Here is a 13,331-nt window from a genome sequence, read left to right as displayed (position 1 = left end):
GGGCGGCAGCCGTACGCGACGGGTCGGCCGCGCGCGAGGGGACGGCGCCCCGCGGGACCGGCGACGGAAACGGCGGCAGCGCGGGCAGCGGAAACGTCAGCGGCGCAGGCGCGGACGGCCGGCCAGCCCTGCGCGAGGGCACCGCCGCGGTGAACGGCTGACCACCGACACGTCCGCGGGGGCGCCGCCCAGACCCTGGCCGCCGGAATCGCGGCCACGGCCCTGACCTGCGCCGAAGCCCCCGCCCCAGCAGGCGACAGCCCCGTACGCGCCCAGCGCCCAACGGCCGAGCCACCCCCGGCGCCCGCCCTCGCCCCGCCCCCGCGGCCCGCTCGCCGGGCGCTTCGGCGCCTGGTCCGGCAACCTGGGGCCATGGGTACTGGGCAACTCGTCCTCGACGGCCTGGTGCTGCTCTTCGGGCTGGTGGGCGTCGTCCTGCCGGGGGTGCCCGGGCCGCTGCTGGTGTGGGCCGGCGTGCTCTGGTGGTCGATGGCGGAGAAGACCACCGCGGCCTGGGGCCTGCTGGCCTGCGCAACGGCCCTGCTCCTCCTCAACCAGGCACTCCGCTGGCTGCTGCCGGCCCGCAGCATGCAGGGTTCCGGCATCACCCGCGGCACCCTGCTCCTCGCCGCGACCGCCGCGGGCGCCGGCTTCGTCCTGCTGCCCGTCATCGGCGCCGTACCCGGCTTCCTGGCCGGCCTCTACACCGCCGAACGCATCCGCCTGGGCGCCCACGGCCCGGCCTGGGTCTCCACCCGCAACGCCCTCCGCGCCATCGGCTACGCCGTACTGATCGAACTCGTCATCTGCCTGCTGATCACGGCGGCCTGGGTCGCGGCCGTGGTCTTCGGCTGACCGGCAGGCGGGAAACGCTCCGGGCGTGGGCCCCGCCCCTCAGTCGAGCAGCGCGGTCGCCTCGACCTCGACCAGCACGTCCGGCTCGAAGAGGAAATCGACGCCGATGAGGGAGGCCGGGGGCATCGGCAGGGACAGCCCGACCTCATCGGCGACGCCCTGCACGCCGGCCATGAACGGGCCGATCAGCTCCGGCCTCCACCGGGTCACGTAGAAGGTCAGCCGCAACACGTCGGCGAACGAGGCGCCCGCCCCGGCCAGCCCGAGCGCGGTGTTCCGCAGCGCATGCGCGACCTGCCCGGCAAGATCACCGGGCGCCACCGGGGCCCCGTCCGCATCACGGGCGACCTGCCCACTGACGTGCACGTGCCGGCTGCCGGTGCCGACGGCGACGTGGTGGTACGGGGTGGGTTGCAGCATGCCCCGCGGGGTGAACTGACGGACGGCCACAACGGCGTCTCCTTCATGTGCGCATGCGTACGCGTATGCGTACGAGGTCTTCCTCGGCTCCTTGGCATCCGGTCGAGGTATCTGGAAGATACTTAGTAGCCGAAGGCCACTTCAACGAGACCAGGTTTCGCCATGGATACCGCGCACCCCGGGCACGAACTCCGCATCCCCGCCCCTCACCGAGAACTGCTCGACCAGGTGTTGGACAAGTGGTCCCTCAGCGTCCTCAACGAACTCTGCGAACACCCCTGCCGCTTCAACGAACTACGCCGAGCGATCCCCCAGGTCACCCAGAAGTCCCTGACTGCCACCCTGCGCCGCCTAGAACGCAACGGCGTAGTGACCCGCGACATCACCGCCACCCGCCCCGTAGCGGTGACCTACCGCATCACCCCCCTGGGCAAGACCCTGCGGCCCCCCATCGACACCCTGCTGTCCTGGGCGAACGAGCAACTGCCCGCCATCGAGCGGGCCCGGGCGGAGTTCGATGAGCGGGAGGGGGAGGGGAAATGAGTGGGGGTCAGTTGGTGGGTGGGGGTGGGGGGATATAACGATTCCGACGGCGAGCAGGGCGAGAGGCGCCTGAGCGGATTCGGGGGCTCAGGGGGGGGGACCTGCGTCCTCCTCACGAGAACGCAGAAACGCGACGATTCTCCAGCCATCACGCCCCCTGTGCACCACGACTTGCTCGGCGAGCTCACAAACTAGGTAAAGCCCCCGCCCACTCTCGGACTCCGTATCTGCATCCGTCAGTTGTGGAATGCCTTTTCCTACCCCGCCCGTATGCCCGATAGATACGGCAACCTTCGGGCCCGACACGAGAATTGCTGCGTAGATTCTTACGTCGCTTCTGCCCTTGTCGCGATGCTTCACCGCATTCGCACGCAACTCACCGAAGATCAGCTCGATATGCTCCGCTTGAGTCTCGTCTCTAACGACGCTCTCAGCCCAATGTCGAACAGCCCCGACACTCCACTTCTCGCACGAAAACTCTCTCTGCGAGACGCCCCCTATGACCTTCCTTCCCCAAGGTTTCTCACATTCTCTATTTGGAGATCTCACCAAACTGCGATACACGCATCTACAATACGTCAATCGGAAAGAGCCAGGCACTCCCATCAGACGCCTGATAGCGTGCATGAACAATGAGGCACGCCACACCATCGCGTTCCAGCTCCAGCCCAAGACCCCGACTAAGCAAGACTTGCTAGCCTCCACACCCAGCACCAGGATGCGTAGCCCCCGCGCAAGCGGGGATCGCCCACGACCCAGGTGCGCCGGCTGTATCGAGCCGTCCTGGTCCCCGCCCCTGCGGGGCTTCTCCACTCCGAATCGCCCCGTTTTCATGGGTGCCCCTCATGAGCTGCGGCGAGATGGTGGTCACGTGCAGACGAGCCACATCAGAAGGCTCCATACATTCCTGCTCACCTCGGTCGGCTCTGAAACCTCCCGCCGCCACCTCCCGCACACACCCCACTCCCAGCCCTCCTCGCCCCGCTGGGGTGGCCGCTGTCCCCTGCCCTACGGGCTGCCGCCTCGGGCACTTCGGGTATGCACTGACTCTGACGTGCCGATATCCCTTTCGGCCACATCTTGGCTGATCCTCACGGAAAATCAGGGAAAATACACATCATCCGGCCCTCTGCAACGAGGGCCGGACGATGCGTCGCAACGGGGCTACGTCCCCGCGGTGGGTTTGTCGCTCCGCTGTGGCCATTCGAAGAGGATTACGTGCCAGTGGCCGTCTTCGTGGATGAGATCCACCCTTTCGCGGACGGCCCTCCCGCTCTCGTCCGAAGCTGTCAGTGCGGCCTTGCCTAAGTAGTCGCCCATCTGCTCGTACTCGATGGGCGCCTTCGCGATGACAAGGCCCTTTCCACCCTTGGTCTCGATAATCTTGTTCGCCTGCTGGCGTGACCACGGCTTGTCAGGGGCGGCGCCCACCGTGAGGAGGGCTTTCGTGTCACGGTCGTTGAGGGCTCGGACGTATTTCTGCACGGTGTCCGAGGCACCCGGTGGCGGGCTACTGGAAAATCCCGCATCTGAGGCCCCACACGCCGACGCGGTAGCGAGGGCCATGCCGGCCAGTGTGGCTGCAAGTACGTGTCGCCTGCGCATAGTTGTCTCCAGGGCTCGACTCGCCGCCAGCGTCTCAGGTCCGGTGGACCTACCACTAGGCTCACCACCAGCTACCGGGTTCCCATCGAGGCAAGCCGGTCGAGCACGCCTGAGTTCTGTCGTCAGACGTCACTTCCACCTCAGGAGTGAGGTGGAAGTGATGGCCACTTGGTGGGACCGGAGAGCGATCGACCCCAGCGAGCTGGGCCTCTTCGAAGGGGTCGGCGCCCCGCACAAGCCGATGTGGCGGCCGGCCTCGACGGCGACGCCTACCCTCGATAACTCTCCAGGAGCCGCCGTAAAGGACACACCATAGCCTGAGGCATCGAAAGCCACCACGAATCCGAGACCCACGCATTACGAGACCGTGAGCGTTCGTGTTGCGTGGTGCCTGATCGTGCCGCCAGATGGCGTTTCGCCTGATCAGAGTACGCGCGACTGGTTGGCCTGTACTCCCTCGTATCACGTCGCCCAAAGGCGTCCGGCCACCGGCTGGCCACCGAGACAGGCACTGCCGGTGGCAAGACACCTCAGGGACGCAGTTGTCGAACTCCCACAGAGCACACCGGTAGTCCTCCCCCGGCCTGCCCCGCACCTGCTTGTTCTGCTGCCGGTAGGAACGACGGGGGGGACATTGCGGCGTGCGGCCATGCTGCAGGTTGTCCTGCCGTCACTCCTGCACCACCGCGCTCAGCGTGATCACATGGGACAGCACCGGGCTATGGGCATCAGGCCCGTCGTAGTAGGTGAACCGGGTGGCTGTTCCCTGCGGCATGCGCTCGCGGATCACCTGCTCGATGGCCTCGGCGGTCCTCTGGTCCTCGGCGTTGATGGTGACAATCGCTTTCTTGGGAATATCGGCCTCCGCTCGGGGGCTCTCTATTGTCACGCTGACCAGCCAAGCGCGCGCTCTAAGGGCCAACGGCGAACTCGACTCGGTTCGATGAAACGACGACTAACTTCGCTGACACCAGACAACGGCTTCGGGGGCACCCGGCGGCCGGCGGAGCCGATGTTCACAAGAACGGGAGGCACCCGCCGGCGGCCGGCAACGGCGCGATCGTGGCCGCTGCCTGCCCCCGTATTCAGCGCTTTTCTCTTGGACTCCCGAGGAGCCGCAGAAGTCGTCCTACTGGTCACCACCGAACTGTCTCCCGCTCTCGTGGACATCCGGCGCGGCAGGCGCCTCCCGAACCGCTGGCGAAACACTGCTCTGCTACATGGATAGAGCCAGGCGGCGCGCCGCGCCTACTGATCACGGAATTCCCCGACGTCATTGCGGTTGACGAATGGGCCACGATTGTCACCAGGGAGACGGCTCGTTCGCCCCATGCCCCCGAGGCCCACACTTGCCTTGGAGCCTTCGGGACTGGCCGGGTGGCAGATGCCTCAGGAACGGTCACGTACGACGGCTCGCCTTTGCTCCGTGTCCGGTCCGGGCTGCGGCACGATCCGCGGCAGGGCGGCGGGGCGCAGGGCCCAGTGCACGCGGAACTGTTCCAGGATCTTTCGGGCGCTGTGCGGGGACACGGTCATCTCCAGGCGTGCCTCGGCCAGTCGCTGCAGGTCGCCGGAGGTCTTGTCGGGGCCAGTGTAGGCCGCTTTGCGGGCCGCGAAGTTAGGTCGCGCAAACACTTCGAGCAGGGTGCCGATGAAGTAGAGGTAGCAGGAGAACTCCTCCCACCACTGGGCAAGTTCGCTGATGGGGTCGGTGCCTTCGGCGTGGGGAGGGTGTACGGCGTGTGCCAGGTGCAGGACGCGCTGCTCGAGTTCGGGGTTGGCTCGGCTGGAGTCGGCCTCGCGGATCAGGGTGATCAGGTTGTGGAGGTCGTGCACGGTGGCGGCGGACTCGTCGTGGCGGGCCAGTAGCGCGCGAAATCCGGCCAGGGCTTGTGCGGCCTCCTCCCACAGCACTTCACGGGCCAGGGCCGCCAGTCCGGGCCGCCGGGTACGCCGGTGGGTCTCTGTCACTTTGCGGGTGTAGCGGATGAGGTCGCGTGGAAGCCCGCCGGACAGCGCGTGGACAAGTGCGACGAAGGGGTCGGTGAATCCCGGGACCCGTATCTGCAGCAGCTCTCTGGACTCCTCCAGGGTGCGCGCCTCGATGACCAGGACGTCCTCTAGGGAACTGTCGGTGATGTCGCGGGTGGGCAGTCCGCGGCGGATGAAGGCCGACCCGATGTCCTCCGACACCGACAGCACGAAGTACACGCGCGGTACGTCGAAGATGGCTTTGATCTCGGCGAGGAACGCGCGGGCCTGCTCGCTCGAGCCCAGCCGGTCGAGCTCGTCGATGCCGACGAAGACCTTCCAGTTGTCCTGGCGCTCGATGGCGCTGATGCGGGACAGCAGACTCCGGAACTCCCACACTAGCTCCGGGTAGGTGAAGGTGCGGGAACTGCTGCCGCTGGTACGGCCGAAGCCCAGGGTGAGCGCGCGGGCCGATGCGCCGAGCGAGGTTGACGTGCCGACAGACTGGATGTGCTGCAGCAGGTTCAGGTAGTTGTGGCAGTCGTGCACCAGGCGCCGCACCGGCCGTTTGGTGAGCCAGCTCCTCGGATTGGACCACGACACCAACAGTGCTCCCACCACGAGCAGCGCCAGACGGGACATCACAGGATGCTCCTGCCACGCGGCCAGCGTCCGCTCCCGCAGATCCACCGTCCACCCCGCGGCGGCGGGGTGAGCAAAGTGGTAGACGGCATGGACGAGATCACGGACTTCTCTCTGGATTGCCAAGACGACCAGGCCGATCCCGGCCAGGAGCTGGGCCCACCGGCGGGCCGAGTCGTACAGGCGTCGAGGGCTGTTCGCTGCGCGGGCCCGCGAGCGGAACAAAAACGGGGTACGCGGACGGCGGCCGTACAGGGCGAGGTAGTCCCGGCACACCGACTGGAACAGGGAGAGCAGGAACTCCTCGGGGCGGTAGTTGGCCGGCGTCTGGACGATGGTGTGGAAATGCAGTTTGCGAAAAGGACCGAGCTGGCCCTGACATGCCTTCTTCAGCAGGGTGCTCTTGCCGACGCCCCGCGGACCACAGATCGCGATCGCCCCACCGCTCATCTGATCGAGCTTGCGCTGCAACGTGGCCTCGACCTGCGTCGATATCCAGTACCGGGAGTTACCGGCGTCGATAAGCCCGTCATGGCTGCGGGCCACTAACAGTGACTCGTGATCAGGTCCGAGCAGCGCCGTCATCTCACGCCGCATGATCGGGTCTATTGTCTTCTTCAGCCTGACGAGCGCCCAATAGCCTAGGCGCACCTCGGCGTCGGCCGCGCATGTGGCCCAGAGCACGCCGTATGCGGCGGTCTGTACTTGGTTGACAAGGTTGCTCCGGTTATCCGAGTTTCTGAACTCTTTGACGCCAAAGTAGCCCAGAGGCCAGATAAGGACCGTGATACCCACCCACCAGGGCACCCCGACCATTGCATCAGTCAGCCAGTAGACGAGCGCCACCAAGAACACGAGCGACAGGAAGGGCGTGGTGCGGCATCGCTCCCGAGAATAGATGAGGCTTTGACGCAAGGAGTCGACGCGAGCCGCTCTGCGGCGCAGAGCGAGGTAGGAGAGGTCGGCCCGCAGCACTTCGCAGATGATCCGGGGCTGGTCGAAGACCTGCCGCAGGTGCTCGTCCGTGATCTGGGGCCGATCCAGGTCCAGATACGCCCGGATCTCTGGCTGCTCGATTGACGCCGTCACGGCACGCTCGTACCAGGGCCGGATCCGCCGGGGCTCTAGGTGCCAGATTCCGCTCGGCATCCATGCCTTCCTCTGAGCAGCGAATACATCCCGCGGCCCGACAACGACGGGACGCCGTAAGAGCTGACAGATTACGCCCCGTGCGGAACCACTAGATCAGGGCAGCATCGTAGGAGCCATTATGCTCAACACGGCTCGATACGAGCGACATTGACGCAATGTCGCTGGTACCAGCTGGCGGTCGCGGCATTTCATGGATGCGACCCATCGAGGTCCAGTGGCGGACATGGTCGGCGTACGCGTGCCGGCGAGAAGCAACTGCGCTAAGGAGAGGCGTCTTGGCTGGGCGGAACATGGCGTACCTACGCAGACACGAGGTAGAGAAGCTCCTCCACCTGGACAAAGGTGAGCTGGACCGACTGCTGGAGGAAGACGCAGACTTCCCTGAAGGGTCCCGGGATCATCACGCCCTGTTCGACCAGGCACTCGGCAAGGAGCCCCCCATGACGTGGGACGGTGGCTCGGTCTACATCTGGGCCGCCCGCTCAAGCCGGTTTCGTGAGCAGGGAGCCGTGCTGCTTGATCCTGCCCTGGACACACGATCCGTCGCGCCCGGCAAGTGGCTCGGATTCCAGCCCACCTCGCAGGGCCCGGCCATGGACTGGGACACCGGCCTCGGCGTCGTGCGTATCGTCCACACCACTCGCCATGGCGCAGCCTGCGCCATGGCCGCAGAACTGGCCGAGGGCTTCGGAGCCCAAGGCGTGATCACGGTATGCGCCCTGCTCGGTGATATCGGATTCTCGGGACCGGCCTTGATCGCGGCCGACACCGCGCAGCCGTTCCTGGAGTACGAGACCCAGTGGGGCCTTCTGACCCGGCTCGTCGGTCAGCCGCTGCCCTGGTGGCCTCGTGCGCTGCGACGCTCCGACGTGATCAGCCAGTGGTCACCGGGCGCACCCGTCACCCTGGCCGAAGTTCTGCCCGGCGAGAAGGAAACCATCCTGCGGCAGGCAGCCACCGTCGGATGGCCTTATGACGCCACTAAGACGGCACTTGTGGACCTGGCCAACTCCCTGCGCAATCACGACATCGACAGCCTCGACAGCGAGATTCGCATCTTCGCCGAACACGGTGGGCACCCCCACGGCGACCCGCTCCTCATTGCGGCCCGACACCGCACCGAGGGCTACCCCCTGCCCCGCTCTGATGACCGTGATCTCCTCGCTGCAGGCTGGAGCGCCATCGCGTCCAGCCAGCTCTTCGAAGCCTACGAACCCATGGAGATCGGCATGCACTACGCCGCCGATCTCCTGCCGTACGGCCCGCACACCGAAGTGTCCCTCCGAGGGCCTGCCGCCCGCCGATGGGGGCAGCAACTCACGGCATGGGCACCAACCGCCGTACACGCCGTCCTCGCCGGTGACGCCCACGACGTGACCTTCTACACCGACCGCACCACTGGCATTCCCGTTATTCGCAAGGGACCCTCCCGCGACGGCACCTGGGTCTTCCTGGCCCCGCTGCAGCTAGGGAACCAAGGCGCCCAGCTCGAGTCCGTGATCCTGGAAGACACCGTGTGGGTACAGACCACGGACGGCCGGATCCATCCCGGGCCGTGTACTCCAGGCGACCACTTGTGGTGGGGCCCTGGCGGAGGGGACCGACCCACGGAAGCCGCCTGGGTCATCTCGCAGCTCATGGACGACATCAGTACGCGAGTGAGCCTGGCCGACCACTGGCACCACGCCCCCGCTGGCCTGACGAAGCTCCTCAACGAAACCCGCCGGTACGGCACCGAACTCCCAAGGGGCGTGCTCGAGCAGGCCCGGACGCAGCAGGTCGACGGCACTTCTTAGTCGACGGCACACGCCGTCTCACCTTGATTCTCGCCACTTCTGTCGGGCCGCGAGCAGACGAGAGGGAAGTGCGGTGTCGGCTGTCTTACACGCCGTCTGGGTGTGTGCCCGGGCCGTCGAGCTCGACCAGGCCGTCATTGAGGCGCAGTACCCCCCGGTCGCCCCGGGCAGCCGGGGGGGGTGTAGGTGGAGCCGGTGATGGCGATGGGTGAGTCCGTGAGAAGCTCGCCGACCTCGTCGGTGGTGTGGCCTTTCGCCCAGCGCACGTCGTACCGGCCATCAGGCCGGTGAGCCGGGGTGGTGGCCCCTTCATGGCCCCAGCAGTTCCACCACAGGTAGGCCTGCGTCAGCAGGGCGCTGCGCAGGGGTGTGCAGGCGGCGGGAGTGCAGTAGTGGGTACTTGGGAGAAGGCAGAGCGCTTCGGTGTGCTGACCGTGTTTGGACGACACGCTCACGCCGGCCCCGCCGCGGGGATCGGCACGCATTCACAGTTCACATGGAGGCCGTGGACACGGCCGACTACTGAAGCGCTGTGCCGTCGCTATGGTGTGGGCTTTTTGTGGCGGGTGAGGAGCTCGGTGAAGAAGTTGGAAATGAGCTGCGGGCTGTCGGGCCGGGTGAGTTCCCAGCCGCCGAAGCAGTAGATCTCATAACCGGCCAGCCGCAGGCGGCGGTCCTCGGCGACCATCTCCGAGTACAGCTTGGGCGAGGCGGTGTAGGTGGTGTGGCCGTCCGCGCTGGTGGGGCTTTTGGTGCCGTAGTGGTGGGCGCCGTCGACCTCGATCACGATACGGGAGCGGTCGGGGGCAGCAGCAGGAAGTCCATGCGCTGGCGGTGCAGGGCACCGCTGTGTCCGCCGCTTTTGCGGGTGTAGGGGTCGTAGTGCAGGTAGACCTGCGGGATGAGGGCGGGCAGGTCGAACCCGTCGGGTTCGGCATAGCGAGTGCAGTACGTGCGCAGGACCGTCTGCTCCGGCAGGGAATCCAGTGAGCGGTACAGCCGCCGGTACAGGGCATCGGCGGCCTCCGGCTCCCCGGCGGTCGGCAGGTGGTTCGCCTGCCACCAGGTGACCACATGCCGCCAGGTCAGGCCCTGCGCCGGCATTGGATCGCTGTAGACGAGGCAGTTCTCGGCGTTCTGGACGATCTCCACGTCATTATTCACCGCGTCCCGCAGCACGATCTTTGGCTTCGGGCCGACTGCCGCAAAGATGAGGTTCTTGAAAGTGCCACGGGGGCCGTTCTTGAAGCGTCGCTCGTACTCGACCTCCTGCTGATCCTCCAGGGCCTGCCGAGTCGGCCCCAGCAGCCCTTCGATGCATTCGCGCCGCGCCTGCCAGCCGCCGCCCCCGGACATGTCATTCTTGCGCCAGTAGTCGTAGAAGCCGCTGTGATGGCGGAACGGCAGCTGCGGCAGCTCCAGACCCAAGCGCTCGAGAACCGCCCGGTGTGCTTTCACGGCGAGGACGACTTCCTCATCATTCATGCGTTCGTCGTGGCGTGTGCCCCTGGCGACCAAGTCCTCGTGCAGCAAGCGGGTCAGCGCGACGGCTACGTCCAGGTCCGAGTGGGCGGGCAGGGAACCGAACCGCAAAGACTCCATCAGCTCGACATCCAGCTCCCACATCTGGCACACCCATTCACCCGACTTGCAGTCAGTCCAATCAACGTCCTCGCCGGGCCTGCCAAGGAAGAAGTCATCTGTCTGCATGCTCGCGCATCCCCCTGCCCCACAGCGCTGTCGGAAGGTACTGTCGTTGGCCTCACTGACAAAGGGAACTGTGTGCAACCAGGGGACAGGGCGGTCACAGCGAGGGGGCCGGTCCGTCACCTACGTAAGTAAATCGGCGACTTCGCGGAAGGCTTCACGCGCGGTGCGGCCGACGTAGGTGAGGGTGACCGAGGCGGGCCAGTGGCCGCACTGAATCACTGGTGCGCTACTGAAATCTCCACTGAAATGAATCTTGCGGTACTGAGATCTTCAGCGCCGTCCGACAGTGCAGTCCACCGTCCCGAGGTCGTCACCTTCCTTCCTTCTGGAATATCCCTCTGCCCGTTTCGATTGCTTCCCTTGTATCGATCACGGGAGGGGGCGGTGATGGCCGAGCTGATGTTGTTCCGGCGGGACGCGGGCGGACGGGACGTCGAGCTGCCCGGTTCGACGGTGGCGTTGGAGGTGGAGTTGCAGCGGCGGGTCGAGGCCGGCTTGGAAGCGATGCTCGGCGTGCGGTTCCTGGCATCGGAGTACCCGACAGGGCCGTGGCACCGGGGCCGGATCGACACCCTCGGGTTGGACGAGAACGGCAGCCCGGTAGTGATCGAGTTCAAGAAGGGCTCCGACAGCGGAGTGCTGTCGCAGGCCGTCTCCTACCTGTCCTGGCTGGAGTCGGCGCACCACGAGTTCGAAGCACTCGTGCAGAAGGTGCTGGGGGCGGAGGCTGCCGAGTCGATCGACTGGCGGCGTCCGCGGATGATCTGCATCGCGGCCAGCTTCTCCCATCACGACCGTGTGGCCGCGCAGCGGCTGCCGGAGCGGATCGACCTGGTGCGCTACCGGGTCTTCGAGGGCGGTCTGCTGAGCCTGTTGCTGGTCGATTCCTCGCCCGGTACCTCGGCCGCTGCTTCGTCTCGGCGAACTCGGGAGCGGGAGCCGGCGGTCGACGTCGCGGTGGCGGCCCCGGTGGCTTCTTCGTCGGTAGGTGCCGGCCTCGTGCCGGAGTGCCTGCGGGACCTGTACGCGGAGGTGGACGAGGCGCTTACGGCGTGGGGCGAGGTCGAGGTGGCGCCGCTGCGCCACTACATCGCCTACCGGCGACTGGTGAACGTGGCATCAGTGATCTTCCGTCCGAAGCACGAGGCGATCCTGGTCTATCTCAGACTCGACCCGGAGACGGTCGAGCTGGTGGAGGGTTTTACCCGGGACATGCGCGGCATCGGACACCTCGGGACTGGAGACCTGGAGGTGCGCCTCACCTCGGCCGCCGACCTGGAGAAGGCGGCACCGTTGATCCGGCGGGCGTTCGAGGCGGCTTGACGCCAACAGAAGGCCGGCTGGCGCATCGGCTACTCGATGTGCCAGCCGCCCTTTGGCCGTCTGCGATCCGCCTGCATGGGGCTCTCCATTCTCATGATCGCTACTCCGGTCCGGCCAGGACGAGGTCGTCCTGCGTCAGCTCCGCGCGGAGCCGCTGCTCTGCCATGTCGGCGTAGTGCGAGGACAGCTCGACTCCCACGAACCGGCGCCCCTCGCGGAGGGCGGCGACCCCTGTGGTGCCGCTGCCGGTGAAGGGGTCGAGGACGGTTCCGCCTTCGGGGCAGATCTGGACGAGCTGCCGCATGATCTCAACCGGCTTCTGCGTGATGTGGACGCGGTCCTTGCGGGGTTGGGAGGCGATGAAGTGGCCGGGGAGGTAGAGGTCGCGGTCCTTGGCGAGGGTGCCTTTGACGCCCCAGGTGATGAACTCGGCTGACTGCTTGAACCCGCCCTTGCGGGGGCGGCTGGTGGGCTTGACCCAGGGGATGGTGCCGGTCCAGGTCCAGCCGGCCATCTGGAGGGCGTCGGAGGTGGTCGGTTCCTGGCGCCAGTCGGAGAAGACGACGGCGACCGCGTGCTCGGTGCTGGCCCGGTACGCCTCGGTGAGCAGTGCGGTCAGCCAGCTTCGGTAGCTGCGTTGGTCGCGGTTCTCGCCGGGGAAGGTGCGCAGGTCGTGTGCGCTGTCGCCGCTGACGTACTTGGCTCGGGCGGTGCGGCTGGTGCGTTCGGAGCTGGTGCGTCCGCCGGAGTTGTAGGGCGGGTCGGTAATGACGGCGTTGACGCTCTCGTTGGGGAGGGTCTTGAGCACGGTGAGGGCGTCGCCTCGGTGCAGCGTGTAGCTCATGTGCGGGCCTCGTTTCAGGTGCGGCTGATCCCGCGGTCGACAGCGCGGGGCGGCGCTGGGTGGGAGCGGGGTTGCGCCGGAGGTTAGCCGCGAATCCCGGCCGTGCCCCACGAGCTGTGTGGCCATCCGAGGTCGAGCCCGGGGGGTCGTTTGGCGCGGCCGGAATCCCGATCTACTGTCTCGCCACGTCGCCGGGCCAGAGCAGCGCTTCGACTCGGTTGACCTGCACTTTTCCGTGCCGTCGCGTCCGCCGAGTAGTCGTGAGGGGAACCGGTGTACTTCCTGAGATTACGAGCGCGGCTGGCTGCCGCGCGTGACCTGAGACCGGTGTCCGGGAGCTACCAACTCCCCAGGCCCGGGGCCCGCCCATCGGGGTGGGTGCACTGCGGCGGGGGGGGGGCGGCGGGGCGCCCCCCCCCCGCCCCCCCCCCCCCACCGCCCCCGGCCCCCCCCCCGGGGGGGGGGTTTTA

12 protein-coding genes are annotated in these 13,331 nt (G+C 66.9%); 4 read left to right on the top strand and 8 right to left on the bottom strand.

All coding sequences use genetic code 11. The annotated features are described in order from the left end of the window. Positions 1-372 precede the first annotated feature (372 nt). Entirely contained in the window at positions 373-855 is a 483-nt protein-coding gene (locus AAHZ94_RS15930) for a DUF456 domain-containing protein (protein WP_349993543.1), read from the top strand. Positions 856-894: 39 nt separating this feature from the next. On the opposite strand, the gene AAHZ94_RS15925 is transcribed toward AAHZ94_RS15930, so the two are convergent. After that, positions 895-1,305, bottom strand: a complete 411-nt coding sequence (locus AAHZ94_RS15925; protein ID WP_349993542.1) for a RidA family protein — start codon at positions 1,303-1,305, stop codon at positions 895-897. Between the two features lie 132 nt (positions 1,306-1,437). Here AAHZ94_RS15925 and AAHZ94_RS15920 point away from each other — a divergent pair, with 132 nt between their 5' ends. Further along, positions 1,438-1,818: a winged helix-turn-helix transcriptional regulator gene (locus AAHZ94_RS15920; RefSeq protein WP_349993541.1), complete on the top strand. Its 381-nt coding sequence runs from the start codon at positions 1,438-1,440 to the stop codon at positions 1,816-1,818. Positions 1,819-1,905: 87 nt separating this feature from the next. Here the strand turns inward: AAHZ94_RS15920 and AAHZ94_RS15915 are convergent, their stop codons facing one another. The 4 genes from AAHZ94_RS15915 to AAHZ94_RS15900 form a co-directional block, all read right to left on the bottom strand. Beyond that, positions 1,906-2,424: an ATP-binding protein gene (locus AAHZ94_RS15915; RefSeq protein WP_349993540.1), complete on the bottom strand. Its 519-nt coding sequence runs from the start codon at positions 2,422-2,424 to the stop codon at positions 1,906-1,908. Positions 2,425-2,982: 558 nt separating this feature from the next. Further along, positions 2,983-3,303: a hypothetical protein gene (locus AAHZ94_RS15910; RefSeq protein WP_349993539.1), complete on the bottom strand. Its 321-nt coding sequence runs from the start codon at positions 3,301-3,303 to the stop codon at positions 2,983-2,985. Positions 3,304-4,093: 790 nt separating this feature from the next. Next, positions 4,094-4,312 carry a hypothetical protein gene (locus AAHZ94_RS15905; protein ID WP_349993538.1) on the bottom strand — a complete coding sequence of 73 codons (219 nt, stop codon included), beginning with the start codon at positions 4,310-4,312 and terminating at the stop codon, positions 4,094-4,096. A 500-nt stretch (positions 4,313-4,812) separates the two neighbouring features. Next, complete coding sequence (locus AAHZ94_RS15900; protein ID WP_349993537.1) at positions 4,813-7,125, bottom strand: hypothetical protein; 2,313 nt, start codon at positions 7,123-7,125, stop codon at positions 4,813-4,815. 503 nt (positions 7,126-7,628) lie between these two features. Between AAHZ94_RS15900 and AAHZ94_RS15895 the strand changes: the two genes are divergently transcribed. Beyond that, on the top strand, positions 7,629-8,984 hold the full coding sequence (locus AAHZ94_RS15895; RefSeq protein WP_349993536.1) for a hypothetical protein: 1,356 nt from the start codon (positions 7,629-7,631) through the stop codon (positions 8,982-8,984). Between the two features lie 541 nt (positions 8,985-9,525). On the opposite strand, the gene AAHZ94_RS15890 is transcribed toward AAHZ94_RS15895, so the two are convergent. Both AAHZ94_RS15890 and AAHZ94_RS15885 read right to left on the bottom strand, forming a co-directional pair. Next, complete coding sequence (locus AAHZ94_RS15890; protein ID WP_349993535.1) at positions 9,526-9,771, bottom strand: hypothetical protein; 246 nt, start codon at positions 9,769-9,771, stop codon at positions 9,526-9,528. Next, complete coding sequence (locus AAHZ94_RS15885; protein ID WP_349993534.1) at positions 9,768-10,694, bottom strand: hypothetical protein; 927 nt, start codon at positions 10,692-10,694, stop codon at positions 9,768-9,770. Before AAHZ94_RS15885 ends, AAHZ94_RS15890 begins: the two co-directional genes overlap by 4 nt. A 387-nt stretch (positions 10,695-11,081) precedes the next feature. Here AAHZ94_RS15885 and AAHZ94_RS15880 point away from each other — a divergent pair, with 387 nt between their 5' ends. Beyond that, positions 11,082-12,017, top strand: a complete 936-nt coding sequence (locus AAHZ94_RS15880) for a DUF5655 domain-containing protein (RefSeq protein ID WP_349993533.1) — start codon at positions 11,082-11,084, stop codon at positions 12,015-12,017. A 100-nt stretch (positions 12,018-12,117) separates the two neighbouring features. On the opposite strand, the gene AAHZ94_RS15875 is transcribed toward AAHZ94_RS15880, so the two are convergent. Then, on the bottom strand, positions 12,118-12,861 hold the full coding sequence (locus AAHZ94_RS15875) for a DNA-methyltransferase (protein ID WP_349993532.1): 744 nt from the start codon (positions 12,859-12,861) through the stop codon (positions 12,118-12,120). Between the last annotated feature and the right edge of the window lie 470 nt (positions 12,862-13,331).

Origin of the sequence: Streptomyces sp. HSW2009, from assembly GCF_040240285.1 — a bacterium.
Taxonomy (GTDB): Bacteria; Actinomycetota; Actinomycetes; order Streptomycetales; family Streptomycetaceae; genus Streptomyces.
This window is presented reverse-complemented; position numbering and strand designations above follow the sequence as displayed.

Coding starts and splice junctions, on each gene's coding strand:
- AAHZ94_RS15930 (WP_349993543.1), top strand. CDS start 373: ATGGGTACTGGGCAACTCGTCCTCGACGGCCTGGTGCTGCTCTTCGGG.
- AAHZ94_RS15920 (WP_349993541.1), top strand. CDS start 1,438: ATGGATACCGCGCACCCCGGGCACGAACTCCGCATCCCCGCCCCTCAC.
- AAHZ94_RS15915 (WP_349993540.1), bottom strand. CDS start 2,424: ATGGGAGTGCCTGGCTCTTTCCGATTGACGTATTGTAGATGCGTGTAT.
- AAHZ94_RS15895 (WP_349993536.1), top strand. CDS start 7,629: ATGACGTGGGACGGTGGCTCGGTCTACATCTGGGCCGCCCGCTCAAGC.
- AAHZ94_RS15885 (WP_349993534.1), bottom strand. CDS start 10,694: ATGCAGACAGATGACTTCTTCCTTGGCAGGCCCGGCGAGGACGTTGAT.
- AAHZ94_RS15880 (WP_349993533.1), top strand. CDS start 11,082: ATGGCCGAGCTGATGTTGTTCCGGCGGGACGCGGGCGGACGGGACGTC.
- AAHZ94_RS15875 (WP_349993532.1), bottom strand. CDS start 12,861: ATGAGCTACACGCTGCACCGAGGCGACGCCCTCACCGTGCTCAAGACC.